General features: G+C 42.3%; 16 protein-coding genes. 9 read left to right on the top strand and 7 right to left on the bottom strand.

Features of this window, described 5'->3' with window-relative positions; all coding sequences use genetic code 11:
• Positions 1 to 76 precede the first annotated feature (76 nt).
• The 3 genes from B9Y69_RS06520 to B9Y69_RS06510 all read right to left on the bottom strand — a co-directional run bounded on the left by B9Y69_RS06520 (position 77) and on the right by B9Y69_RS06510 (position 4,802).
• Positions 77 to 1,060 carry an FKBP-type peptidyl-prolyl cis-trans isomerase gene (locus tag B9Y69_RS06520; protein WP_085472217.1) on the bottom strand — a complete coding sequence of 328 codons (984 nt, stop codon included), beginning with the start codon at positions 1,058 to 1,060 and terminating at the stop codon, positions 77 to 79.
• Between the two features lie 21 nt (positions 1,061 to 1,081).
• Positions 1,082 to 2,092: a DHH family phosphoesterase gene (locus tag B9Y69_RS06515; RefSeq protein ID WP_085472216.1), complete on the bottom strand. Its 1,011-nt coding sequence runs from the start codon at positions 2,090 to 2,092 to the stop codon at positions 1,082 to 1,084.
• 88 nt (positions 2,093 to 2,180) lie between these two features.
• Positions 2,181 to 4,802 carry a PQQ-binding-like beta-propeller repeat protein gene (locus tag B9Y69_RS06510; RefSeq protein WP_085472215.1) on the bottom strand — a complete coding sequence of 874 codons (2,622 nt, stop codon included), beginning with the start codon at positions 4,800 to 4,802 and terminating at the stop codon, positions 2,181 to 2,183.
• Between the two features lie 309 nt (positions 4,803 to 5,111).
• Here B9Y69_RS06510 and B9Y69_RS06505 point away from each other — a divergent pair, with 309 nt between their 5' ends.
• The 4 genes from B9Y69_RS06505 to priA all read left to right on the top strand — a co-directional run bounded on the left by B9Y69_RS06505 (position 5,112) and on the right by priA (position 11,449).
• Complete coding sequence (locus B9Y69_RS06505) at positions 5,112 to 5,501, top strand: DUF423 domain-containing protein (protein WP_085472214.1); 390 nt, start codon at positions 5,112 to 5,114, stop codon at positions 5,499 to 5,501.
• A 182-nt stretch (positions 5,502 to 5,683) separates the two neighbouring features.
• Positions 5,684 to 6,976, top strand: coding sequence for a Gfo/Idh/MocA family protein (locus B9Y69_RS06500; protein WP_085472213.1), 1,293 nt, complete (start codon positions 5,684 to 5,686; stop codon positions 6,974 to 6,976).
• A gap of 46 nt (positions 6,977 to 7,022) precedes the next feature.
• Positions 7,023 to 8,858 (top strand): glycoside hydrolase family 2 protein, encoded by a 1,836-nt coding sequence (locus B9Y69_RS06495; RefSeq protein ID WP_085472212.1) that lies wholly within the window; start codon positions 7,023 to 7,025, stop codon positions 8,856 to 8,858.
• Between the two features lie 110 nt (positions 8,859 to 8,968).
• Positions 8,969 to 11,449 (top strand): replication restart helicase PriA, encoded by a 2,481-nt coding sequence (gene priA, locus B9Y69_RS06490; protein WP_085472211.1) that lies wholly within the window; start codon positions 8,969 to 8,971, stop codon positions 11,447 to 11,449.
• A 20-nt stretch (positions 11,450 to 11,469) separates the two neighbouring features.
• Here the strand turns inward: priA and ispG are convergent, their stop codons facing one another.
• Positions 11,470 to 13,491, bottom strand: coding sequence for a (E)-4-hydroxy-3-methylbut-2-enyl-diphosphate synthase (ispG, locus tag B9Y69_RS06485; protein WP_085472210.1), 2,022 nt, complete (start codon positions 13,489 to 13,491; stop codon positions 11,470 to 11,472).
• Positions 13,492 to 13,520: 29 nt separating this feature from the next.
• A complete protein-coding gene (locus B9Y69_RS06480; RefSeq protein WP_085472209.1) occupies positions 13,521 to 14,450 on the bottom strand; it encodes a LiaI-LiaF-like domain-containing protein in 930 nt (309 codons plus the stop codon).
• A 286-nt stretch (positions 14,451 to 14,736) separates the two neighbouring features.
• Here B9Y69_RS06480 and B9Y69_RS06475 point away from each other — a divergent pair, with 286 nt between their 5' ends.
• Genes B9Y69_RS06475 through B9Y69_RS06465 form a run of 3 tightly spaced genes read left to right on the top strand, consistent with a single transcriptional unit; the run spans position 14,737 to position 17,163 of the window.
• Positions 14,737 to 15,471, top strand: coding sequence for an MlaE family ABC transporter permease (locus tag B9Y69_RS06475; RefSeq protein ID WP_085472208.1), 735 nt, complete (start codon positions 14,737 to 14,739; stop codon positions 15,469 to 15,471).
• Between the two features lie 2 nt (positions 15,472 to 15,473).
• Positions 15,474 to 16,229: an ABC transporter ATP-binding protein gene (locus B9Y69_RS06470; RefSeq protein WP_085472207.1), complete on the top strand. Its 756-nt coding sequence runs from the start codon at positions 15,474 to 15,476 to the stop codon at positions 16,227 to 16,229.
• Between the two features lie 31 nt (positions 16,230 to 16,260).
• Complete coding sequence (locus B9Y69_RS06465) at positions 16,261 to 17,163, top strand: class I SAM-dependent methyltransferase (protein ID WP_085472206.1); 903 nt, start codon at positions 16,261 to 16,263, stop codon at positions 17,161 to 17,163.
• Between the two features lie 87 nt (positions 17,164 to 17,250).
• Here B9Y69_RS06465 and B9Y69_RS06460 read toward each other — a convergent pair whose 3' ends face one another.
• A complete protein-coding gene (locus B9Y69_RS06460) occupies positions 17,251 to 19,302 on the bottom strand; it encodes a RagB/SusD family nutrient uptake outer membrane protein (RefSeq protein ID WP_085472205.1) in 2,052 nt (683 codons plus the stop codon).
• A gap of 13 nt (positions 19,303 to 19,315) precedes the next feature.
• Positions 19,316 to 22,540 (bottom strand): SusC/RagA family TonB-linked outer membrane protein, encoded by a 3,225-nt coding sequence (locus B9Y69_RS06455; RefSeq protein ID WP_085472204.1) that lies wholly within the window; start codon positions 22,538 to 22,540, stop codon positions 19,316 to 19,318.
• A 728-nt stretch (positions 22,541 to 23,268) separates the two neighbouring features.
• On the opposite strand from B9Y69_RS06455, the gene B9Y69_RS06450 reads away from it, so the two are divergent.
• Positions 23,269 to 24,774: a glycoside hydrolase family 30 protein gene (locus tag B9Y69_RS06450; protein WP_085472203.1), complete on the top strand. Its 1,506-nt coding sequence runs from the start codon at positions 23,269 to 23,271 to the stop codon at positions 24,772 to 24,774.
• A gap of 16 nt (positions 24,775 to 24,790) precedes the next feature.
• On the top strand, positions 24,791 to 25,993 hold the full coding sequence (locus B9Y69_RS06445; RefSeq protein ID WP_085472202.1) for an alginate lyase family protein: 1,203 nt from the start codon (positions 24,791 to 24,793) through the stop codon (positions 25,991 to 25,993).

Here is a 25,993-nt window from a genome sequence, read left to right as displayed (position 1 = left end):
AGACGACCTAATAGAACATAAAAAAACGCAAGATTTTTAAAAATCTTGCGTTTTCCTTGCTATTTTTTCAGCGATGTTATTTTTTTGTTGCTGCTGAATCTACTGGTAAAGTTGCTGCTGGAGCATCCCCTTTTGGACCAGGAATGATATTCACAACCTCTACTTCGAATACCAAAGGAGCATATGGAGGGATTGTACCACCACCACGCTCGCCGTATCCTAAGTTCGAAGGAACTAAGAATGTAGCTTTTGCACCTTTGTTCAATAACTGCATACCTTCAGTCCATCCTTGGATAACCGGATCGTGACCTACGCGGAAACGAATAGGCTCGTATTGTTTCATCGGATTGAATGTTTTTTCTTTCTTCGCAGTCTCTGCACTGTTTGTGTCGAATACTTTACCGTTTACTAATTTTCCAGTGTAGTTTACAACAACTGTATCACCCACTACAACTTTATCACCTTTACCTTCTTGGCTGATGATGTACTGTAAACCAGAAGCAGATTTTTTAGGTTCTAATTTTTTGTCGGCAACGTATTTTGCTAATTTACCTTCTTCGGCTTTTTTCAATCCTTCGATTTCGCCTTTAAAGTAAGTGTCGATTTGTGCATAAAGTGCCGAGTCTGTTAGGTTGCCTTTTTTGAAGTGCTTTCTAACTTTAACAGTGAATGTAACAAATTTATCTGCAAATTCAGGTTTTGGTTGACCTGTTTTTGCGGCCATTGTATCCAAGTTTAAACGGAAAACAGCGCTATCGCCTTCACCTAAGAATTTAAACATAGAGTTATAATCTCCCGCGTATAAGCCAGGGATTGAATCTGGTGCTATGTTGATAATTTGTGGTAAACCAATATCGTACGTACTTTGTAGCAACGAATCTTTACGGTCTGACGTTACTGTCATATCTACCGATAATAAATCACCTGCTTTTGCTTTTTCAGCACCTTCATCCTTCACGATCTTGTATTCAAGACCACCATCTCCCTTTTTGAAATTCTGACAAGCTGCCGTCGCTAATAGGGTAACAGCTGCCGATAGGAATAAAATTGATTTCTTCATTTTTTTGATATAATCACTAAGTTACTTTGTTAATATTTCTTTGTATTCTGGTAATATAGATTTGAACCGCTCTACAACAGCTTCGAGCTCTTCTGTTGAGCTACCACCTGATGCGTTGAGATGTCCTCCTCCGTTAAAATATTTCTTACAAATCTCATTGCAAGGGATTTCCCCTATCGAGCGCAAAGATAATTTAATTAATTCAGTTCTGTCAATAAATAAACCGGCCAAACGAATTCCTTTAATCGATAAAGCATAATTCACTAAACCTTCCGTGTCTCCGGTTGTAACCTGGAATTTTGCTAAATCTTCTTTGGTAATCGCAAAAAGAGCCGTGTTGTATTCGGGGATAACCTCTAAACAGTTTAAAAGACTATATCCTAAGAATTTCAACCGGTTTTCGGTGGAACTATTATATACTTTTTCGTGGATCTCCCAGTTTTTTGCCCCAGCATCAATAAGATGAGCTAGGATATGGTGTACGGCAGCGGTTGTGGATCGAAAGCGAAAAGATCCCGTATCTGTCATAATACCTGCATATAAACAGGTTGCAATATCTGCTGTTATGCCTTCACAATCGTTGTTTACTTCGGCAATAAAGGTGTAGATTAACTGGGCTGTTGCTGCGGCATTGGAGTCCCAATAGGTTAATTGTGCGAAATCTTCGGGGTCTAAATGGTGGTCAACCATCCACTTTTGTCCTTTGGCTTCGCGAATAAGAGGCTCCAAAATATTTGTCCGGCTCAACGCACTGTAGTCCAGGCAGAAGATGATATCCGCAGATTCAACTAATTTAGTTGTCCGTTCCACCTCTTGGGGGTAAATAATTACATTGTCCCGTCCAGGCATCCAATCCAAGAAGGATGGGAAGTCGGATGATAGAACCACCTCAACGTGATGTCCTTTGGCCTGCAACCAATGGTATAGTCCAAGTGATGAACCCAACGCATCGCCATCAGGCTTGTGATGTGTTGTGATGATAATGTTTTGCGGTGTGGCTAGTAATTGTAAATTATTTTCTCCTGTAAGCATAAATAGTATAAGACTGCAAACCTACTACAATTTTGTTGTTTATTGAAATTTTTTACTTGAGAGTATGTATTTCTAGGCGCAGTTTTTTTTAGTTTTTGAAAGCGTATAACTTCTTGTCTCTCCGTATACATAGCAGGTAGTTTCCACTGTTGTAATCGATCTTGCCGTAGTAGAAATTAGGAAGAGCCTCGATCGGAAAACCATTTACGACAGCCCCTTTTTCGTCGAATAGATAAATTAAGCTATTCGCGCGTTCTGCGACACCAATAAAGACACTGTTCGCGTCGTTTCGGAAAAATTGAGGCCTATCTGTTACTTCTTGCGTAAAGTTGAATCCGAATATTTTACTCGTGTCCCTTACGCTGTATGTGGCCAGCTCTTTCTTATTTAAACTAACCATCAACGGGTTGTTCCGGTTCACGGTACTTTCAAAGGCTAAGCGTGTTTTGCTATCCCAGTTGGATATCTTTCTTCTTGTTGGTTTGTTCACAAAGTCCAGGGTATACAGGTAACCATCGGTGTCGACCGTATATAGTACAGATTTGTTGTCGCTGTTCGGGGCTACAGTAATAGGATTCTTAAAGGTCGTACTGTATAGAATTTCTTCCTTGAGAAGTTTTCCATGGTCATCATACTGGTAAAAATGCCCGTTATCTGTTCCAACATAGACATGACCTTCTTGTATTTTTATATCAAAGTGGATTTGTCCGTCTATTGTTTTATTCTTCCAACTTTCGACTTCTTTGCCCTGAATATCATATACGAGCATTCGGCGTCCCGCGGGTATGAATATCAATTGTTCGTTGTTTATTTGGGCAATCGTTGGCGTTGCTGTTGGCGTTGCTGGCAGTGAAATGGAGAAACCAGGCAAAGGTTTGCCGGATGTGTCAAAGCGATAAAGTCTGTCTTTATCGGTGAGAAGGATAATGGAGCGATCGTCTAGTTGTTGTGCTTCACCGACCACTCTGCCGGAGAATACGGTTGACCACAGTTTTTTTCCTGCGGGATGTATACCATGAATCGTATGGTCTTGTTCTTGTACTACAATAAACTGACTGGTGTCCGAATGTTGGAAGACCCAGGGCTGCGTAATCGGTCGGTTTTCAAATTCGTATGTCCATTCCGGGGTGGCTCCCAGGGCAGCTTTGCTTTTGAAAATACCGTATATGCTTGATAAGAAACGACCATTGTTTCCCGAAATCTGGAACGACCAAGAGAAGAAATCTTGGTATCCATAGTTGTCTTTATTGGTGAATGTTTTCTGATAGGCTGGTTTCAACAATCTCTGAATTAACGAAGAGGATGTCCTCATGCGTAAGAAGTAGGTTATATTAGCTTCGTTACCTTGTATTTTTTCAAAGTTCTTAAACCCTAATGTGCCTACCAATAGGTTTGCGCGTCGCCAATCTTTTTGGTATTCCTGTAAAGTTTGTAAGCTATTTGCTAACACCAATACATCACCTATTTGTGTGAAATATGGCCGAGGGAAGGCTTTTGCGGGATCACCCAATAGGCTGTATAGAATATTTGATTGGTCAAACCGTTGTATGGAATCTGTTACTGCTGAGGCTAGTCGTGCCAATCGTGACGTAATGGTCGATTTGTTTTTTAGTCTTATAAAGAGAAGTTCTGCTTGGTTACTTTGCTCCACAACAGCGAATTCACTGCCCAGTATGGCACCGATGTCTGTTCCAATATGAATCCCTTTTTGTTTTTGAATATTTTCTTGCAAGGTGTTGACCGTCTTGAGTTCGTTCCTTTTTTCAAAAAGTTGGCGTAGGTCTTCTTTGAATCGATCATTATTGCTGATGGAGAACGATAAATAGGAGGCCGTATTGTCGGGGAAGTAATTGTATAAACTTTGTGTTGTTTTTGTTTGGTAACTGAACAATTCGATGTAGTTTTCTTTTTTGTGTTCCGTTTCACTCTCACCACTGAGAATGAGCGCATCGTTTTTAAAATTGAGATTCCATGCGGATTGTCCACCAAGATTATCGAAAAGGGCTATTGTCTTACCGTACTTGGAACGAAGTATATGCGACCCCATATTCTTTACCTGATCATGAATAAAATAGACGCTTAATGGCGCTTTTCTACTGTTGTTATCTACAAAATAATTGATATGGGCTTTATCTAGTTTAGGCTTGTTGTTATCCAGAACCAGGAGTATGAGTTCTTTCGATGGTGAGGCAAAGAAAATATCTTTTACATAGGTAACATATAATAGAGAGTCTTTAGCACCATAGTCCATACTAAAAAGGGTGTGACCCAAGGTATCTTGTTTGTTGACTTTAAAGCTTTTTTCTAAACTGGTGAGTAGAGCCGGAAGATCAACATCTTTAATTTTATCCACTGTAGGAATTGTGATCAAGGTGCTAATTTTATCTTTTTCGGGGTGGAAAGAGACGTATATTTCCGTTGCCTCCACATAGGGTTGCAATGCAGTGCTTCGTAGTAGTTTGGATTTTAGTAGTTGCAGTTGTTTTGTTTCTTGCTTTCCGAGGATGGCTTCAAATATTTCAAAATCCTTGAAAATATTATCGGTAGTTGGATCATTTTGAAAAGCAGTAATCAAAAAAGTCTCCTCTGGCAAGAAGGTAAGGGGTTTTACGGTTTCCTTTTTCTCGCTATTTAATCCTGAAAAATAGTATATCGAAGCACCTATTACGGCAATAAACAGTAAAACGGTGACAATTATGGTGTTTCTCATTACGCACAAATCTGTATCAAAACCAAAAGTAAACAATATCCTTAATGCCTTTGCTTATGTATCATAAAAATCATAAACATTCAGGTAATGTGTGTTTTCGGTTTAGGTTTTGATGGTGAATAAAACAAAAATAGTAAAATATCACTTAATTATATAGTTGTCATGTGCCGTTTTGGTGCCTCCTTTAAGGGCGTCCAATAAGGGGGCTAAATAGTGATTCTCGCCACAAAAAAGACAAAAATCGTGTTTTTATGGAGTATATTTTATACATTTATAAGCGTAATTAAGTTTGAGCAATTAATCCCTTTTATGAATAAACAGATTATATTAATGGCGTCGTTGTTTGGCGTATTTGCCGTGATATTAGGTGCCTTTGGAGCACATGGTTTGGAAGGTAAAGTTGATGAGTACCACTTGGGGACGTGGAAAACAGCAAACCAGTATCACTTTTATCATACGCTTGCTCTTTTGTTTTTATCTACTTTTTCGCGGGCAAAAAATGCTTCTATCCGGGTTTCTTTTTGGGCATTTACGGTAGGTATTATTTTGTTTTCGGGCTCCTTATATCTCTTAAGTGTGCGAGATTTAATAGGCTTAGAGGGGTTTAAATTTTTGGGTCCAGTGACCCCGATCGGTGGATTGTTTTTCATTGTCGGTTGGATTGGGTTATTTATCGCCGCCTTGAGAAATCGTTCCTAAGGCACGTAAAGAATAAATGGAAAGCCACGCTGCTCGCAGCGTGGCTTTTGTTGTTTTTAGGACATTGTAATATTTTTGTAGCATAGTGTTGGTCTTTCGAAAATTCGCGAAACAATGCTATCTTACAGTGTGATACGAAAAAGTACGTGAGCCTTTTACCAGCTAATCAATAACTAAACCGAATGAATAGAAAAGATTTTATTAAAGCATCTGCTATATTAGCAGCTTCTACTGTTTACCTGAAGTCGTTTGCTCATCCTCTTACCTCCTTTAATCAACAGATTCGCGTCGCTCTTATTGGCGCTAATGGTATGGGATGGTCTAATTTAAATGCCTTGTTAAAAACGAATCGAGCAGTTTGTACTGTATTGTGCGATATCGATGAGAATGTGTTACAAAAACGTGCCAATGAGCTCAAAGAGCGTGGTATCGAGGTGAAGACTTGTGTGGATTATAAAGATGTGCTTCGTGATAGTAATGTGGATGCCGTTATTATTGCTACGCCTGATCATTGGCATTGTCTGCAGTTTGTTGATGCCGTGAAGGCCGGAAAGCATGTCTATGTAGAAAAACCAATTGGGAACTCTATCCGCGAGTGTGAGGTTATGCTAGCTACGGAAAAGAAGGGGAATGTTATTGTACAGGTTGGGCAATGGCAACGTAGCCAGCAGCACTTTCAGGATGCGTTAGACTATGTTCACTCAGGTAAGCTCGGGAATATACGACTTGTGAAAGCGTGGTCCTATGTTGGGTGGAAAAAGAATATTGTAAAGAAACCGGACACCGCTGTGCCCGCTGGTGTGCATTATGATAGATGGCTGGGCCCAGCACAAAAAAGAGCTTTTAATCCCAATCGTTTTCACTTTGAATTTCGTTGGTTCTGGGATTATGCCGGGGGATTGATGACAGACTGGGGGGTGCATATGTTGGACTATGCGTTGATGGGGATGAAGGCGACTACTCCCAAATCGATTATGGCTACCGGTGGTAATTTTGCGGATCCTAATGGTGCTGCTGAAACACCTGATACATTGACTGCTGTTTATGAATTTGATAATTTTTATATCCAATGGGAGCATGCATTGGGGATGGATCTAGGTCCTTATGACCGGACACATGGCGTTGCATTTATTGGGAATAACGGGACATTGATTGTGAATCGAAACGGTTGGGAAGTTATTCCGGAGAAAGATGGCGGGCCGGCTGTTCCGTTGCAGAAATCAAGTGATAATGGACTAGAAAAGCATATGGTTAATTTTGTAGATGCTATTGTTGCTAAAGATAAAGGGATGTTAAAAGCACCCTTAGAAGCGGGGGCTCATATCGCTATTTTTTCGCAGATGGGAAATGTGGCGTATCGGACGGGGCGAAAAATCTATTGGGATAAGGGTAAGCAGCGGTTTACCGATAGTGAGGCGAACAAATACCTGGCCGCACCGTACCACAACGGATATAAAATTCCGCACGAAAGCTAAATAAGATTTAAATCAAACTAATCACCTATAAAAACCACATTATTTTATGAAAATGAAAATGACCGCCTTTTGCTTGATGATGGTAAGCTTTTTTTCCACGTCTGGGCAGGAGGGAAATGTCGTTGGGCATAAGATAAAGACGAGATGGGGGGAGACCCTTGATCCACTACGTCCGCATCAAGAGTACCCACGGCCACAGCTTGAGCGAAAAGGCAATTGGAAAAATTTAAATGGAAAATGGCGATATACCGTTGTTGACCAAGATCAAAAAGAGATTCCAACACATTGGGATGGCGATATTGTTGTTCCTTTCGCGATCGAATCTGCGCTTTCTGGCGTGGGGAAAACCGTTGCTACCAACCAATCTTTATGGTATCAACGGGAAATATCCGTAGATAACAGCTTACGGAAAGGAAAAGTGTTGTTGCATTTTGGCGCTGTGGATTGGAGTTGTGATGTGTACGTGAATAAGCAGCATATCGGTCAACATGAGGGAGGTTTTGATCCTTTTAGTTTTGATATTACCGACGTGTTAAAAAAAGGAGAGCGGCAAGAGATTGTGGTGCGTGTTTGGGATCCGACAGACGACGGCCCTCAGCCTCGTGGGAAGCAAATTAGAAATCCACATGGTATCTGGTATACCCCTGTTACTGGTATTTGGCAGACCGTTTGGTTAGAAGGTGTGCCGACCAGTTATATTGCTAAAACAAAACAGACGCCAAATGTTGATGAATCCGCTTTGTTCTTTTCGGCGGATATTGCATCGGCTCGAGGGGATGAGGAGGTGGTTGTGGAGGCGTATGATGGTGCGACTAAAATTGGAGATTGGAAAACGAAGCATGGTGTAGAGACTAAGCTGTCGTTACCGGGTATTTCTTTGTGGAGCCCGGACCATCCTAAGCTTTACGATTTACGCGTGAAATTGATGCGAAGTGGGAAGGTTGTGGATGAGGTGAAGAGCTATTTCGCTATGCGGAAGATCAGTATGCAAAAAGATGATAAAGGGATTCAGCGCATGTTGTTGAACAATAAGTTTGTTTTCCATTACGGACCATTGGATCAGGGCTGGTGGCCGGACGGTTTACATACTGCTCCGTCGGACGAAGCATTGAAGTTTGATATCGAAAAGACGAAGGAGATGGGATTCAATATGATTCGCAAGCATATCAAAGTAGAACCTGCTCGCTGGTATCGTTACTGCGATAGCATTGGTATTTTGGTGTGGCAAGACATGCCTAGCGGGGATTTAGGCGGGAATGCATGGGATATGCATCCTGGAAAGATTTCCAGTGGCCAGCATGATAAAGATCGGAGTGCTGATTCTGAAAAGATGTATAGAAAGGAGTGGCGATCAATAATGGATGCTTTACACAATTTCCCAAGCATTGTTATTTGGGTTCCTTTTAATGAAGCGTGGGGGCAATTTAAGACGAAAGAAATTACAGATTGGACCATGAAGTATGATCCTTCCCGATTGGTCAATAGTGCTAGTGGAGGTAACTTTGCGTATGTGGGCCATATCCTTGATCTACATAATTACCCGGATGCTGCAATGCCTGATCCAGGGCTGTTTGGAAAGGATTTTGTCTTGGCGTTGGGCGAATTTGGAGGATTAGGTCTACCGGTAGAAGGACACACCTGGCAACAAAAAGATAACTGGGGTTATCAGTCTTTTAAAAATGGGGAGGAGCTTAAGAAAAGGTATGCGGGTTTGGTAAAAGACCTTCATAAGTTGATCCCACGTGGTCTATCGGCTGCTGTCTATACCCAGACTACCGATGTGGAGATTGAAACGAATGGATTGATGACGTATGATCGTAAAATTATTAAGATACCTGTTGACGAGTTGCATGAAATGCATCAGGTGTTGTATACCTATTAATACGTTTATGTTTTAGATTTTATAGGAGATACGTTACCATGAAAAGGTAACGTATCTTTTTATAGGTACCCACTATAGAGACCGAAAAACTTCCGTTATATTTGTTGGGTATGGTAGCATCATCTTTGTTTAGTGCCGGTCAGGAAACCTACTTCGTGGAAGTTATTTTGCCTTTGTATATCGCAAAGACCTATACGTATCGTGTTCCTGTGGAATGGAACGATCATGTGGCGGTAGGGAAGCGTGTTATTGTGCAATTTGGGCGCAATAAGATCTATGCTGCAGTTGTACATAAGGTTAGCCATGAGGCTCCTTTGGGCTATGAAGCAAAATATATCCTGAATGTAATCGATGATCAACCGATCCTCGATCCCACGCAATTGACTTTATGGGAATGGATGGCAGATTATTATTTGTGCTATCTGGGGGAGATTATGCAGGCCGCATTACCTGCGGCTATGAAAATGGCCAGTGAGACCAAAATTGTTGCTGCGGAAAATGAAGACCTGGATCGTTCTCTCCTTACCGATAAGGGATATATGATTATGGAGGCGTTGGATGTTGCTGGAGAATTAACGATTAACGATGTCGTTAAGTTATTGGGACAGAAAACAGTTTTTCCGCTATTAAAAACCTTGTTTGACGAAGGATACCTTTTGATTTCAGAGGAAATTAAGGATCGGTATAAGCCGAAAGTCAAGACGTTTCTTTCTTTGGATTCTCAATTTTCGGATGCGGAGGGGAAACGTATTTTGTTAGATTCCTTGAATAAAGCTCCTAAGCAGCAAGATGCGGTGTTGGCTTTGCTGCAGTTACAAAAGACGAAAGAAGATATTACTCGGCAAGATATTATGGAGGCGGCAGGTATTAGTGCCGGCGTGGTTGCTTCGTTAATTGAGAAGGGCGTATTTGTCCTTCAAGAAAAGATTGTTTCTCGCTTGGGTGGGGAAGATCTGGAGATTACGGCCGACTTTACATTGAATGAGAGGCAGGAGGCAGCATTGGCGAGCATTGAGGCTGACTTTCAAGCAAAGGATGTGGTTTTGCTCCATGGTGTTACCGCTTCAGGGAAAACCCAACTTTACATTCGATTAATCGAATCTGCGATTGCATCTGGAAAAAAAGTATTGTACCTGTTGCCGGAAATTGCACTAACTGCGCAAATTACGGAGCGGTTGCGTCTTCATTTTGGAGATAAGCTAGGAGTATACCATTCGAAGTTCAATGATAATGAACGTGCGGAGGTGTGGCGTAAGGTTCTAAATGGGGAGTATGAAGTTGTTATTGGTGCACGGTCATCTGTGTTTTTACCGTTCCAGGAGCTGGGATTGATTATTGTTGATGAGGAACATGAGAGTTCCTATAAACAATATGAACCAGCCCCACGTTACCATGCACGGGATACCGCGATTTATTTAGCTGGTATTCATAAAGCGAAGGTATTATTGGGATCGGCCACGCCATCGATCGAATCCTATTACAATGCAAAAGCAGGAAAATATGGTTTGGTGGAAATGAAGGAACGTTACGGTGCTTCTCAACTTCCAATCATCGAATTGGTGGATGTTGCGGAGGCCGGCCGCAAAGGACAAATGTTCAATTATTTTAGTGGTACTCTATTGCAAGGGATCACGGATGCACTCGGACGAAAGGAGCAGGTTATTCTTTTTCAGAACCGACGTGGACATACGCCTTTTGTGCAATGTAACACCTGTGGGTGGGTGGCAAAATGTGTGAACTGTGATGTGAGCTTAACGTATCATAAGTCGACCAATCACCTACATTGCCATTACTGTGGACATCATGAACCACCGATTCAGATTTGTCCGGGGTGTGGGATGGCACATATTGAAAGTAAAGGCTTTGGTACGGAGCGGATCGAGGAGGAGCTTGAGCTGCTGTTGCCTGAAGCGCGCATCGGTCGACTTGATATGGATTCGGCAAAGGGGAAGCATGGCTTTGATAAGATTATAACATCATTTGATGATCATGAGTTTGATATTCTGATCGGAACGCAAATGGTGGCCAAAGGATTAGATTTCGGTCGTGTTAGTCTTATTGGTATTATCAGTGCAGATGCGATGATTAATTTCCCAGACTTCCGCGCTTATGAACGGGCCTTTTCTTTGTTCTCTCAAGTGGCCGGAAGAGCGGGACGTCGGGATCAACAAGGAAAGGTGATTATTCAGACACATACGCCCAATCATCGGGTTTTAGAGCAAGTGCTGCACAATGATTATGAGGGGATGTTCATGACGGAGGTGAAGGAGCGAAAAAATTATCAATATCCACCGTTTTATCGTATCATTAAACTTGATGTGAAACATACAGACTTGCAGCTAACTCATGATGCTGCAGTGCGATTGGCGAGTTTGCTTCGCGGAAGTTTAGGCGCACGTGTTTTAGGTCCTGAGCCGCCTTTGATATCACGGGTAAGGAATTATTTTATTCAAACGATTACGTTAAAAATTGAACGTGGGCAGGTTAGCATCGTAAAAGTGAAGGAGCTGATCCGACAGGCGATCACCCATTTTGAGATTGATAAACAGAATAGATCCGTACGGATTTCAATTGATGTCGATCCGTACTAAGTACGGATCGTTTTTTTGGATTAATTTTCGATCGATTCCGCAAGGTCGACATCGACCCAAAGTCCGTCGTTCTTGATAATATCTATGAGTTCATCGAGCGCTTTTGTCGCGCCTACATTTCTTTTTACGACTTCCTTTCCACGGTATAAAGTAATCTTGTCTGGGCCTGCGCCAACATATCCATAATCGGCATCTGCCATTTCACCTGGGCCATTTACAATACAGCCCATAATGGCTATTTTTAGTCCTTTTAGATGGCTTGTGCGGCTTCGGATCATCTGTGTTGTCTCTTGCAGATCAAAAAGTGTACGGCCACAACTTGGGCACGATATATACTCGGTCTTTGAGATGCGTGAGCGTGTAGCTTGTAACACACCAAAGGAAATCGAAGCCAGGTGGTTTATTGATGTGGCAGGAGAGTCGATCCAAATACCGGAGCCTAGTCCATCGATTAACAAAGCACCTAAGTCAGTCGCTGCGTATAGCTGTAATTTGGAAATCGGTTCTTCCGGGTCCATGATGTCGCCTACAGGTCCTGAAAATTCAGCTGCGGGGTAGCTTCTTCGGATGATCACCGGTGTGTCGAGACCGATTGACTTTATATTATTAAAAAATTGACGCTGGTCTGCCATACCGTGGGTATGTGTTGTTTCGAGTAGGAAAACGACAGTCTTATCCAACGATAGATGTGCAAACTCATCTGTCAGGAGGTCGTCATTCGTGATTCGAACGAGGTTCAAGGAGGCGTCCTTATCGGTTGCGTCCAAAAAAGCAGTAATGGTGTATACCGGATGTTTATTCGCTTTGTCTTTTAGTGTCAACCATGTTGCATAATTGTACAAGACTTTCAGGTTTCCTGGTAAAGTGAACGATGGCAAGGCATCTCCTAAATACACAAAATCGACAGACTGATCGCCCATATGGTATTTGTCATTTAGGGCATCGTATCGATATCCTACGGCGGTCAAGATGAACGGGTCTTTAAGGTTTTCGCGAGAGATATCTACGATTACACGTGGAACCAAGGCTCCGCCCACAAATGTATTTACTTCGGCAGCTTGATAGGGTTCGGTCTTTGTGTTTCCTGATATATTAATGATTTCGCGCGTTGGCGCAGTGGATAATTGCTTGGCTCTGTTGCTGTACCTGTTGACTAGAGCAATGGCTACAGGGGCTTCTTTTTCTGGCTCTTCGGTAAGCGAAACACGCACCGTGTCCCCGAGACCGTCTTCCAATAAAGTGCCGATGCCGACTGCCGATTTTATCCGGCCATCTTCACCGTCTCCCGCTTCGGTGACTCCCAAGTGGAGCGGGTAGTTCATTTGTTCGGCTACCATTTTCTCCACCAGCAAACGGTACGCTTGTACCATCACTTGTGGGTTGGACGATTTCATTGAGACCGTAAGATTGTAGAAGTTGAGATCCTCACAGATACGCATAAACTCCAAGGCTGATTCTACCATCCCTTCTGGGGTATCGCCGTAGCGGCTCATAATGCGATCCGATAGGGATCCATGATTGGTGCCGATACGCATGGCTGTCCCGTATTCTTTACAGATACCGACTAATGGGGCAAACTTTTTATAGATACGTTCGAGCTCCCCCTGGTAAGCCATATCGGTATATTCCAGTTGGTCGAACTTCTTCTTGTCGGCATAATTTCCGGGATTGACACGTACTTTTTCGACGATCCGTGCTGCAACTTCGGCTGCATTCGGCGTAAAATGTATATCTGCTACTAGGGGCACATTATATCCTCGTAGACGAAGTTCTTTTTTTATGTTACCAAGATTTTCTGCTTCCTTGATACTTGGAGCCGTGATACGCACATATTCACAACCGGCATCAACCATCTTCATGGTTTGGGCTACGGATCCCATCGTATCCATGGTATCGACTGTTGTCATACTTTGGATACGGATTGGGTGATGTGCGCCCATTGGAACATCTCCAATGGTAACTTCTCTGGTTAAAAAGCGACTATATGTTGTTTTGGAGTTACAATATAACCCCGGCAGTGTGCTTGCGTTTTCTGTGTCCATCTCTACCTACAAAGTTAGGTATTTTCTACTTAGTAACGGTGAATCGAAAAGGTATTTGCTGCTCCATCAATCTGGATTTCATATTTGTTTGTAGCGGCATCAAAGTTTTGTGTCTGCGCGACTCCCTTTCCTTTGGTTTCTAATCCTTCGAAACTGTTGCTGGATAAGAAGGCTGAATATTTCACGCGTACCGCTGCATCCTTTGGAATATTGAAATCAATTGTGGATGCTCCTGTTGCGATTTCAATTGATGATACTCCCGATTGGGGCATGCCTAGCTTCAGGCTCATGGTACTTGCTCCGGTATTAATTTCCAGTGTTTTAACCCGTAGGGTCGAAAGGTCTCCGGCAATGGTTGCTGCGCCATAATTTAACTCCATGTTCCATAGTACATTGGAATTAAGTGTGATGTCTGTTGGACCAGCTTTCTTTTGTTTTTTTTCCATAGGTTTCACGTTGAGTTCTACCTTTGGCATGCTATCTGACACCGTTCCTTTTACGTATAGTCCCGAAGAGTTGTCTTTGTTGATTCCGTGAATGAGGTTATTTGAGGCTTCAGCTTTTAAGTTGAATGTGCCTGCTCCACCATTGAATTCCAGTTTTGCTTCTGTGGTGAGGCTGTCTAATGGTAAACTGACCTCACTAGCGAAGTGCTCATCACCATCCAGGTCGCTTATGTTTACGTTCCTGTTTGTAAATAATGCTTCCCGCCAATCGGAACTGCGGGAGGTAAGACCGACGAATAATATCCATCCCAAAAAGAGAACGTTCGCGCCAATCTTAATATAGGTGCCATATGTCTTATTCTGTACCATCAGATTTATTCCGATGATCACAATCAGGAGCGGCCAAAATTTTAGGGTAGCCCAGAAATTGAAGTCAATAACGTTTAAATTATGCAGCAGCAGAATCAATCCTATAAAGACAAACCAGATTCCCGAAGTTATTTTATTTTCCATACGTTCTAATTCTATGTAAACTTATATAATTTTGCTTTCATGTGCAATTTTTAATGGCGCACGGATAAGCGTTCCAAAAGCACCTTCACTTTGCTTTAATTCACCTTGTTTTCGGTTTGCAGCGCGTCACTTTGTATGATGCGAAAGTAAAATTTACGGTCGTTTTATCAAACCTCTTTTAGGCTACTTTGTTATTATAGTCGGTGAAATAAACCTTTGTATCGGTAAGTTTTCTTCCCCTAATGCGTATATTGCGATAGTATTAACAATAAATGAATAGCATTCTATGATATTCCACCACTTCGGTAAGTATGTACTCCTGCTACGGAGCGTTTTTAGAAGACCAGAGAAATGGAAAATTTATTTGAAAGAGATTTTTCATGAAATGAATGAAATAGGTATCGGTTCATTGGGGTTGATTTTGATTATTTCTACTTTTATCGGTGCCGTCATGACCTTGCAAATCGCGTTTCAGTTGGTTTCCGATTTGATTCCGTCGACTGTAATTGGGCAGATAAATCGAGATTCTAATATTTTAGAATTAGGCCCTACGATTTCGGCATTGGTTCTTATGGGAAAGGTCGGTTCTTCCATCTCTTCGCAGATCGGTTCTATGCGTGTGACAGAGCAGATTGATGCTTTAGAAATTATGGGTGTTAACGCGCCGGGTTACTTGATTTTACCTAAAATAGTTGCCGGCATTATCATGATGCCCGTACTCGTTATTATCGCTATATTTTGTGCTATTTGTGGAGGTTTGATCGGTGGGGCTATGTCGGGTGCCGTTGCACCGAATGACTATATTCAGGGTATTCAGGGTGGCTTTAATGGTTTTACCATTGTCGTTGCACTAGTGAAAGCGTTTATATTCGGTTTCATTATTACTTCGGTACCGGCGTACAAAGGGTTTTATGTGCGTGGGGGAGCGCTCGAAGTTGGGCAGGCAGGGACGCAAGCGGTGGTAATCGGTTGTATTGCTATTCTTGCTTGTGATTATATAATTACTGCATTGATGTTGTAAAGATGATTGAAATACAAAATATTCATAAGTCCTTTGGTGATAATCATGTCCTTAACGGGATTGATGCTACTTTTGAGCCGGGGAAAGTGAGTTTGATTATTGGAGGGTCAGGATCGGGAAAGAGTACCTTATTAAAGTGTATTGTTGGTTTGCATGAACCGGAGGAAGGCCATGTTTTCTTCGATGCACAGGAGTTTACGGTCATGAATGCCGATGAACGCGTATCTATTCGTCGAGAGATTGGTATGTTGTTTCAAAATTCGGCTCTTTTTGATTCTATGACGGTGGAACAGAATATTGTTTTTGCTTTAGATATGTTTACGGACATGAGTCGTAAAGAGAAGTTGGAGCGTGCAAATTTTTGCTTGGATCGGGTAAACTTAAAGGACACAAATAAGCTTTATCCTTCAGAGCTGTCTGGCGGAATGAAGAAGCGGGTGGGAATTGCTCGGGCGATTAGTATGAGTCCGAAGTACCTTTTTTGTGATGAACCTAACTCTGGACTTGATCCGGCAACAGCCATCCTTATTGATGAGCTGATTCAGGAACTTACCGAGGAGTATCAGTGTACAACTATTGTGGTTACGCACGATATGAATTCGGTAATGGGTATTGGAGATTACATTCTCTTTTTGTACAAAGGAATGAAGTTTTGGGAAGGTTCGAACAAAGATATGCTTCAATCAGACGTTCAGGAATTAAACGATTTTGTGTTTGCCAGTCCGTTGATGAAAGCCGCACGATCAACAATAAAATAAATGATGTATCTTTGCCCCAAATTTTAATACTTTGTCGACAACAACACAAATACAACTTCTTACACCACAACATTGGAAAGATTATGAATTAATCGACTGTGGTAATTTCGAAAAATTAGAACGTTTTGGTGATCTAATTTTGATTCGTCCGGAGCCACAGGCCGTTTGGCCGAAAACTTTAGGCGATGCCGAATGGAATAAACGTTACCACATTAAATTTAGGGGACGGTCGGCAACTTCTGGGGAGTGGATGAAGAAGAATCCACATACACCGGATCGTTGGCACATTACGTATAAAAATAAAGACGCTGCGATTAAATTTCGCTTAGGATTGACTTCGTTTAAACATGTTGGTATTTTTCCGGAGCAGGCTGTCAATTGGGACTATATCTCGGAATCTGTAAAGAGTTTCCAGACGGAGAAACCTAAAGTACTTAACCTTTTTGCGTATACGGGTGGAGCTTCATTAATGGCGAAGGCCGCTGGGGCAGATACAACGCATGTTGACTCGATCAAGCAGGTTGTAACCTGGGCCAATGAGAATCAGGAGATTTCGGATTTAGATAATATCCGTTGGGTTGTTGAAGATGCGTTGAAGTTTGTGAAACGCGAGCTGAAACGTGGGAATACGTATAATGGTATTATCTTGGACCCACCAGCCTATGGGCATGGTCCTAAAGGGGAGAAATGGAAACTCGAAGATCATATCATGGAAATGATGACGGATGTTGTGCAGTTGTTGGATCCGAAGGAGCACTTCTTGATTTTAAATACCTATTCGTTAGGTTTTTCTTCTGTAATTGTAGAGAATTTGATTAAAACTGCTTTTCCGGCGGTAGAGAATTTAGAAATTGGTGAATTGTATTTGCAAGCGACAGCAGGACCAAAATTACCTTTAGGGGTGTTTGGTAAGTTTCGCAAGTTTGCAAAATAGTACGCACCGACGCTAGTTTTTTAAATAATAAAAGCGCCCTGATTAGTAGGGCGCTTTTTTATTGGAAAGCATTAAAATTGATTGCGATTAAATAACAACAGGCCATAATGGATTTTGCACCAACAGGCGGCCTTTGCTTTTATTAATTTCATTTTGTGGCACCGGATACCAGTAGTATTCTTTGACCCATCGACGGTTTTCTATTTTTGTTCGTTGGAAGAAAGAGTCTGGATCTCCCAAAGGCTTTACCGTTGTTGTGGTATTACCATATTTTATTGCGACATTATCAAAACCATTCATATTCATCCCTGACATTCGTGTCATATCACCATCGACTCCGCCTTTATCGGGTTGATTTGTCTCTACGGGATCACAGATCATCCAGCGGCGTAAATCAAACCAACGTTGGCCTTCTCCGAGTAATTCCACGTGACGTTCTTGTACAATAGCTTTGAATTGTGCCTCTTTATTGCCTATCACACCGGTCTTTGTTTGGTTCGCGTTCATTTGCGCGTAGCCTGGTATACCTGCTCGGATACGAATTTTGTCTATGTATTCAATAATTTTGGGATCATTTGGATTAATCTCGTTTAACACTTCTGCATAGTACAAGTAGAAATCTGCCAGTCGGAATAGGATGGATGGCCTAGACCATGAGGTGTACACGGTAAATGGTGATCCTGATGCGCCAGCAACTGCTATAGATGTCCTTCCTTGTGCAATTCTGCGATGCTTGAATTTGTACAACAGATATCCGGCTCTAGGCCAGTTTTCGCCTCCTGCAATTCCCGATGGTTTTCCTCGACCATACCATTGGTAGTACACGCCACTTGGATTATTATGTTCATTGGCATGAAGGTGCCAGCTTTTACCGTTGTATCCTACCGCAGCATAAAAACGGGGTTCTCTATCTGCATACATATTGTACACATTTTGATCTCCATTGTTGTTTACGTGCGTTGGGTTTTTTACGGTAATAAAGTTGTTTTCTTTATACCCTGAACCTGAATCGTAGATTGTTTTTCCATTGCTCATAAAAAAGGCATCTACCGTTTCTTGGGAGACTCCAATATTTGCAAAATTGGTCGGACTGGCGTATAGATCTACTGGATTTGAACGTCGTTCTTGCGCATTTGGATCACTGTAGTTGTTATATGCCGTCGCCCAAATAATTTCGTCATTGTATTTTTGGAATACCTGATAGACGGACTCATGTGGGTTGATCACTGTTCCTCCTGTGTTGTACTCCACATGTAATTTATGGCCTAAACCATGTGCATACGCTAGAAATTCTTCCAGACGTTGTTTTGCTGTTTGCCATTTCTCAGGATTGTAGTCTGGAAAGAGGCGTGCTCCATCTTTATTGGCAATGGATAAACTTTCCGTGAAACCTCCGTTAAAAAGCTTTGAGGCGGCATAAGTCCATAATTTGGCGCGCAAGGCATAAGCGGTTAAGAGTGTAGGGCGTACCATTTCCCCGGTGTTGTATGGGGTAACGGTGCTTTCGCTTTTGATGGTTGCCGGTAAATTTTTGGATGTAATAACGGCGGCCAAAAGACCGTCGATATAATTGATTACATCATCCATAGGTGCTCTTGCATAATCAATATTTTGGTTTTCCGCATCGGCAAGCTCGGTTATTAAAGGGACCGGGCCGTATAACTCCAATAACGTGAAATAGGCATAGGCAAGAAGAAAACGTGATTCATCTTTCATGCGATCTACTTCATCTTGCGGGAGTGCTGTGTTTCCGGTGCCCGAAATAGCTTTGGCCCGTTGTAAGAAGATGGTCGCTTGTCGGATATACTGGTATTGGGTTGCCCAGCGGTGGTGCCCCGCGCTTCCCGCGGTGTAACCGGAAACCATAATGTTTCGTGCAAAGTTACTGACCAACTCACCTGATATAGCTGACCATGGGTTACTCATAGCATCTGCGCTTGAGGCATTTTTGGAATACTCGATGATACAGTTAAACGTGTTTGCATGCCAACGTTTTGTATAATCTGCGTTCTCAAAGACCCCCTCTATCGTTAGGTTATCCGCTAATTCAGAGGATACGTCTAAGTATTTTTTACAGGATACGGACAAGGCCGTTGTGGCGACCACTGTACATAAAAGAATTTTATTGAAAATTTTCATCGTTTAAATCGTGTTAAAATGTTGCGTTCAAACCAAAAGTCCATGTCGAACTGATCGGGTAGCGTGACCCAGAGCGTGCTGTTACTTCAGGATCCCAGAACTTTACTTTGTCCCAGGTGTGTAAGTTTTCTCCTTGCAGATATAGGCGCACTGCATTTATATGCATCTTTTTCACCCAGTCAGACTTTACGGTATATCCCAATTCTATATTTTTCAAACGTATATAGGAGGCATCGCGATACCACCAGGTACTGGTGCGTGTATTGTTGCCATTGTTTGCGGTGCTAAGTCTTGGGAAAAGAACATCCTGATTGTATGGGTCTAGGTGTGTCCAGCGATTTGTTGCTTCTTCGCGAAGTGCAGCATCGGTAATGGAACGTTGGAAGGGGAAGAAATTCTCTGTTTTTCCTAAGAGATTGGTCGAAAACTGACCCGCTCCCTGGAAAAAGATGCCGGCTGTAAATCCTTTCCAGTCTGCTGTTAATCCGAATCCATAAACGATTCCCGGTGCACTTGCGGAAAAGTACCCGTTATTATACGTTTGATCGTAGTTGTCTATGATGCCGTCTCCATTGAGATCCAGGTATTTTATATCACCGGGAGCGACAGCAAAGCGTGGATCTGGAAGATCTGGTTTTAACTGGTAGGTTTCGCCCCCATTACCATTGCGTGTGATGATAAAATCATCTGGCGTATATAAGCCCTGAGATATATACATAAACGGTTGTCCTATACGCTGGCCGGTGTAAGATTGGTACGGGAACGATGGTGTAATTTCATCGTACTCCATAATTTTGTTTTTAGAGTAGGTGTAATTAACGCGTACACCCAAATTTACCTGATTGATTTTTTGTGTTCCTGTCACGTTAAAATCGAAGCCTCGGTTGTTCGTGCGGCCAAAATTCTGTACGGGATTAACGCGTAAACCAGCGGCCGTAGGTACGGTGTTACGGCGTATTAATATATCTTTCCGTTGATTGTAAAAAAAGTCGATCGTTGCGTCGATTCGGTTACCAAAGAGACCAATGTCGATCCCGGTATTAAATTTGTCCTCTTCTTCCCACTTCAAGGTCGGTGTGTAATAGTCATTTTCTATTATCCCCGCTCCGGGACTACCTGATCCTTGGCCACTGTTGCCTACACCTGCTCCCCCGGTCCAACTGTAATTATAGCCCGAACTTCCTTCATTAAGTTTCTCCCGATATGGAAAACGTGTTAGGTCAGCCGAAACGATATCGTTTCCAACGCGACCGTAAGAGACACGAAACTTTAGCTTACTAACGGTCTTTTCGATGGGCTCCCAGAATTTTTCGTTGCTTACCCACCAGGCTGCACCTACGGAAGGAAAAATTCCCCAACGGTTTCCTTCTGCAAAGTTTTCGCTACCTGTCATCCCCATACTGGCTTCCAAGAGATAGCGGTTGTCGAAACCATATGTTCCGCGAGCTACGAGACTTTGTTTACGAAAAGGAAGCATATCGAGGCCGTCCGTTCTATTTTGATATTGACGTTCTTTTTGATTGTATAATAGTAAACCTGTTACATCATGGAGGTTGATTGTTCGTTTATAATCGAGCGCGGTTTCCAGGTATATGTTTCGTTCTCCCGAACTTCCTGCAGATGCGGGGTTCGATAAAGCCGCTCCCCCTCGAATCTGACCAAAGATTAGGTTGCCATTGTCATCGCGGGAGTTCGCGTAGTAAGAGCGTGCTTCTTTCGTTCTGTTTGTTCGCCCCTGTGAAAGGTTGTCAAAGCCCACCGCACCTCGCCATGATAATCCTTTGGTCAGCACATCGAGCTGTTGCACGAGGTTAACCTTGGATTGTAACGTTACTTCTTGATTGCGGCTGTATCCCATATTGTTTAGCATATTGTATGGGTTTGCTCGTTCACCGGTTCCGACATTTCCTGCCGAATACATTGGGTGTTCGGAAAACGTACCATCGGAATACATCATCGGAAAAAGATAGCGGGGAGAGAGGGTAATAATGCTCCACAACTGGTCGGCGGTGGCGATTGGCGCATTTTGTTTTACAAAATAACCAGCAAGATCTACCGACATCTTTGTGGTATTGGTCAAGTCCATATCAATATTTGAGCGGAGGTTAAACCGTTCGTATTTTAGATTGGCGTTGTAGTTTTCGACGGTATTACTTTTGTATAAACCATCTTCGGTATAATAAGCGCCCGATGTAAAGAAGCGTACGCGATCACCTCCACCGCGGAAATTAACGGTGTATCGCGAAACATTTGTATTGGGTTTTAAAAGATCTAACCAATCGGTGTTCGGATAAAGATCGGGATCAATGTTCGTGCGATATTTTTCTAAGGTATTATCATCATAGGTTGGTAACCAGCCGGACGTCGGGTTTCCCTTTTCATTCCATGTAGCTTCATTGTATAGTTTTAATGTCTGGTAAGAGTCCAGTGATTTTGGCAAGCGTAATGGGGTACGAATCGCATGCTGTAGATCGGTCGATATCATCGTCTTTTGCGGCATTCCTCGTTTTGTTGTGACAATCACTACGCCGTTAGCCCCTTCGGCACCGAATACAGCTGTTGCCGCGGCATCCTTAAGTACCGAGAAACTTTCGATATCTTCAACTGGAATATTGCTCATATCGGCTTTGCTTCGTGGTATTCCATCGATGATAATGAGTGGGCTTGTTCCACCAGCAAAGGAGCTCATACCTCGTATCCAGAAGTTGGAGTCGTCGTATCCGGGCTCACCGGATGGTTGTATGGCGATAATACCCGGTAATTTGCCGGCTAATGAATTGGATAATCCGCGGCCTGTTACCGCGAGTTCTTTAGCAGAAATTGTACTGATGGAAGAAACGACACTTGTCTTTTTTTGCTGACCATACCCCACTACGACGACCTCGTCAAGATCTGCAGCGCTCTCTGTCAATCGGATATTGACGATATTTTCATTTGCTTTTAGGGGGCGTTCTTCTGTTTGGTAACCAATATAGGTGAATGTCAGGATATCCCCAGGGGATGCCTGTATGCTGTATTGCCCCGAGGAGCTGGTGTTGGTTTGGTGATTTGTCTGATTCTTGATGGATACGGTTACGCCTGTTACAGGGTTCCCTTTGGCATCGGTAACCAACCCCGATACTTTTACTTCCTGGGCAGATAAACCAAATGATATTCCCGAAAGCAAGAATAGAAATAGTAGTTTCCAAACGAGCGAATTTCGTGTAAACATTTTTTTTGCTGTTTTTTTTGTTTTCATAATTTCAGTTTACTGCTTGTTCCAGATAGTTTGATCTTCTTTTCGACACCTCATAATCCGAGGAGCTAACGGACGTGATTTTTTTAATTCTCATGATAGCGATAAGTTGGTTAGCAGGTTTTTTTGTTTTGTGATTTTAGAGGGAAGCACTTCCAAATGCATCCTTGTTGGGGCGTTATGTGTCGTTAAATACGATACAACTACCCGAGACTTCGTGTGTAATTGTTACATCATGATTAGATTTTGATTTATAAGTTTGGTTTTACTGGTTCGTTTGTTTCTGCATGGCCATGGTCGCGGAATACAATTGTAACAGGACAAATCTATTAGTAAAGGGCTCTAAATAATAGGGGGGGCATTCAAAAGTGAGATGTGTGGGACTGTTGTTTTTGCTTAATCGTCTTGTTATGAGTAATTTATGTTTTTGTGTGCTCGTTGAAAAAGTGGATGTAAGGGTTCTTTTTAAGTAAAAAATCGAAATTTACCAGGGCGTCATGAGGATGGATAAATACCCTCTTTTTATGGAATTGGTTATAAATTAACTACTTTTTCACTGCGATCTTTTATTTTTAACATGTTGTTTTTTAGTAGTTTATGGTTTTGTTCGGTAAGTGGAAATCTCATTTTTTAATCCTTTGGATTTTTTGAACTGTTTGAAAGAATAAATTTGTAATCAAGTGGGCTGCAAAAAAAATACTTGCCCGAGAATAGTATAATCTAAACCTTTTATGAGAATTCTAAATTTCTACAATCTATTGTGTTGTCACCTTATTGTACGCCCGTATCTAATCGGTCTTTCGATTCTATTCACCTTTTTATTGTCTATTTATCATCCGGTTTTTGCGGTTGATGGATTAGGTAAAGGAGAGGTGGAAGCTTATGTAACAACAAATACGAGATCGCATGAACTAAAACGAGTAACCTTTAAAGCAAACTCCTTAAGCAGTAGGACGACAATCCATCTTGATCGGAATACACGATTTCAGGAAATGGATGGCTTTGGTGCTGCAGTGACTGGATCGACATGTTATAATTTGTTAAAGATGGATAAGAAGTCGCGCACCCAGTTTTTGAGGGAGACTTTTGATCCTGTTGCAGGATATGGGCATAGTTATATTCGTATCGCTATCGGGTGTTCTGATTTCTCGCTCAGTGAATATACGTGTTGCGATGCAGAAGGGATCGAGAATTTTGCGTTGCAAGAGGAAGAGCTCCAATACGTGATACCTGTGCTAAAGGAAATTCTTGCCATCAACCCTACGATAAAAATCTTAGGCTCACCATGGACAAGTCCTCAATGGATGAAAGTCGATAACCTTACTGACCTAAACCCTTTCCATTCTTGGACGAGTGGCCACCTTAATCCCAAATATTATCAGGATTATGCGATCTATTTTGTGCGATGGATTGAAGCTTTTCAACAAGAAGGGATTGATATTTTTGCTATTACCCCACAGAATGAACCCTTAAATAGACGTAATTCGGCATCGCTATTTATGGGGTGGTTGGAGCAACGGGATTTTATAAAATCAGCATTAGGGCCTCAGTTAAAAAAGACAGGACTTCGTACGAAAATATTTGCCTTCGATCATAACTATAACTACGATAATATGGCGGACCAGCAAGGTTACCCTTTGCATATTTATGAAGATGATGCAGCGGCTCAGTATATAACAGGTGCAGCTTATCATAATTATGGCGGCAATAGACAGGAGCTTTTGCGGGTTCATGATCGTCGACCTGATAAGCAGCTTCTTTTTACGGAGACATCGATCGGAACATGGAACCATGGTCGAGATTTTGATAAACGCTTGATCGAGGATATGGAAGAGGTTGGTCTAGGAACGGTCAATAATTGGTGTGCGGGCGTGATGGTTTGGAATTTAATGCTGGATTCTGATCGTGGGCCATGGCGAGAAGGAGGTTGTAAAACCTGTTACGGGGCGGTTGATATCGATCGAAAAGATTATAAAACAATTACCAAAAACTCGCACTACTATGTTATTAGTCATCTTTCGGTGGTTGTTAAACCTGGAGCTGTACGGATCGGTAGTACTGGTATGGGGGACGAGGAGTTGGTGTATACGGGTTTTGAAAATAAGGACGGTTCGATTGCGCTCGTTTTGCTGAATAAAAGCAAGGAGGCTCGGACTATTTCGGTGGTTGATAAAGCAACGCGCTTTTCTTATACCGTACCGGCAAAATCTGTTGTTTCTTATTTATGGAAAGGTTAATTAAGATAGAAAGCGGATGCGTACTAAATATTGTGTGTTTATTTTGGTTTTTCTATGTGTCTCAACCGGTGTGGAAGCACAGTGGCTTTGGCAGAAAGAGAACATGGAAAGTATTAAACAAAAGAAAAAATCGCCGTTTTATGCTCCTGCGTACCGGGCATTAATTGTGCAAGCCGAGGAGGAGGTGCGGAAAGGTTCGTATTCCGTTGTATACAAGAAGGGTATAGCACCTAGTGGGGATAAGCATGACTACGTCAGCTTAAGTCGTTACTGGTGGCGAAACCCCAGCACGTCAAATGGGTTACCGTATGTATTCAAAGATGGGGAATCAAACCCCGAGCTGAACCATTATGATCGAAACACACTAGGCAATATGTGTAATGCCGTAAGTACGTTGTCGCTGGCTTTCTTTTATAGCGGGTCCGAAAAATATGCGGAGAAAGCATTCGATTTATTGAAGATATGGTTTTTGAATAGCGATACAAAAATGAATCCTAATCTGGAATATTCACAGTTTATTCCGGGGAGGGATGATTCAAAAGGAAGGCCAGAGGGGCTTATTGATAGCTATTCTTTTGTTGGGATGTTGAACAGTATTCCTCTTTTACGTACTTCGGCACACTATAGCGAGGCCGATGAAGTGGAACTGAAAAAATGGTTTAGCGACTTTGTGCATTGGTTGCAAGTGAGTGAGCAGGGGAAGAAAGAAAATAATGCCAAGAATAACCACGCAACAGCGTACGATGCACAATTGATAACGTACTTGCTTTTTTCAGGCGATGAGGATGGGGCACGACGTATTATCCGTGACTTTCCGACGAAGCGGATCTTTGCACAGATAGAGCCGGATGGGAAGCAGCCCAATGAGTTGTGGCGCACCTTAGCTTACCATTACTCCTGGTATAATTTGAGCCATATGGTGGATGTTTGTGCTACGGCGCAAAAGTTAGGCGTGAATCTGTTGGATGAAAAATCCGTGGATGGGAGGTCTATTTATGGGGCAATGGATTATTTAGCATCCTTTATTGGGAAAAATGCGAGTAGCTGGCCCTATCAACAGATTAGCGGATGGGAAGCGAAGCAGCAAGATGTGTGTCATACGATGTTCCGAATTTTCGAACTAGCCCCTACTCGGCATCGGTATCAAGAAATTGCGCAGAAATACGCGAAACATAATGAGACGGATAGGTGGAGACTCCTGTATGGTGAAAGTTTTTAA

The sequence above is a fragment of the Sphingobacterium psychroaquaticum genome, from assembly GCF_900177625.1.
GTDB lineage: Bacteria > Bacteroidota > Bacteroidia > Sphingobacteriales > Sphingobacteriaceae > Sphingobacterium > Sphingobacterium psychroaquaticum.
Note: the sequence above shows the minus strand (reverse complement) of the source record. Positions and strands in the feature narration are given on the sequence as shown.

Excerpts from the sequence above, each read along its gene's own strand:
- B9Y69_RS06500 (WP_085472213.1), top strand. The coding sequence starts at position 5,684 with ATGAATAGAAAAGATTTTATTAAAGCATCTGCTATATTAGCAGCTTCT.
- B9Y69_RS06460 (WP_085472205.1), bottom strand. The coding sequence starts at position 19,302 with ATGAAAATTTTCAATAAAATTCTTTTATGTACAGTGGTCGCCACAACG.
- B9Y69_RS06520 (WP_085472217.1), bottom strand. The coding sequence starts at position 1,060 with ATGAAGAAATCAATTTTATTCCTATCGGCAGCTGTTACCCTATTAGCG.
- B9Y69_RS06505 (WP_085472214.1), top strand. The coding sequence starts at position 5,112 with ATGAATAAACAGATTATATTAATGGCGTCGTTGTTTGGCGTATTTGCC.
- ispG (WP_085472210.1), bottom strand. The coding sequence starts at position 13,491 with ATGGACACAGAAAACGCAAGCACACTGCCGGGGTTATATTGTAACTCC.
- priA (WP_085472211.1), top strand. The coding sequence starts at position 8,969 with ATGGTAGCATCATCTTTGTTTAGTGCCGGTCAGGAAACCTACTTCGTG.
- B9Y69_RS06475 (WP_085472208.1), top strand. The coding sequence starts at position 14,737 with ATGATATTCCACCACTTCGGTAAGTATGTACTCCTGCTACGGAGCGTT.
- B9Y69_RS06510 (WP_085472215.1), bottom strand. The coding sequence starts at position 4,802 with ATGAGAAACACCATAATTGTCACCGTTTTACTGTTTATTGCCGTAATA.
- B9Y69_RS06495 (WP_085472212.1), top strand. The coding sequence starts at position 7,023 with ATGAAAATGAAAATGACCGCCTTTTGCTTGATGATGGTAAGCTTTTTT.
- B9Y69_RS06450 (WP_085472203.1), top strand. The coding sequence starts at position 23,269 with ATGAGAATTCTAAATTTCTACAATCTATTGTGTTGTCACCTTATTGTA.
- B9Y69_RS06470 (WP_085472207.1), top strand. The coding sequence starts at position 15,474 with ATGATTGAAATACAAAATATTCATAAGTCCTTTGGTGATAATCATGTC.
- B9Y69_RS06455 (WP_085472204.1), bottom strand. The coding sequence starts at position 22,540 with ATGAAAACAAAAAAAACAGCAAAAAAAATGTTTACACGAAATTCGCTC.
- B9Y69_RS06480 (WP_085472209.1), bottom strand. The coding sequence starts at position 14,450 with ATGGAAAATAAAATAACTTCGGGAATCTGGTTTGTCTTTATAGGATTG.
- B9Y69_RS06445 (WP_085472202.1), top strand. The coding sequence starts at position 24,791 with ATGCGTACTAAATATTGTGTGTTTATTTTGGTTTTTCTATGTGTCTCA.
- B9Y69_RS06515 (WP_085472216.1), bottom strand. The coding sequence starts at position 2,092 with ATGCTTACAGGAGAAAATAATTTACAATTACTAGCCACACCGCAAAAC.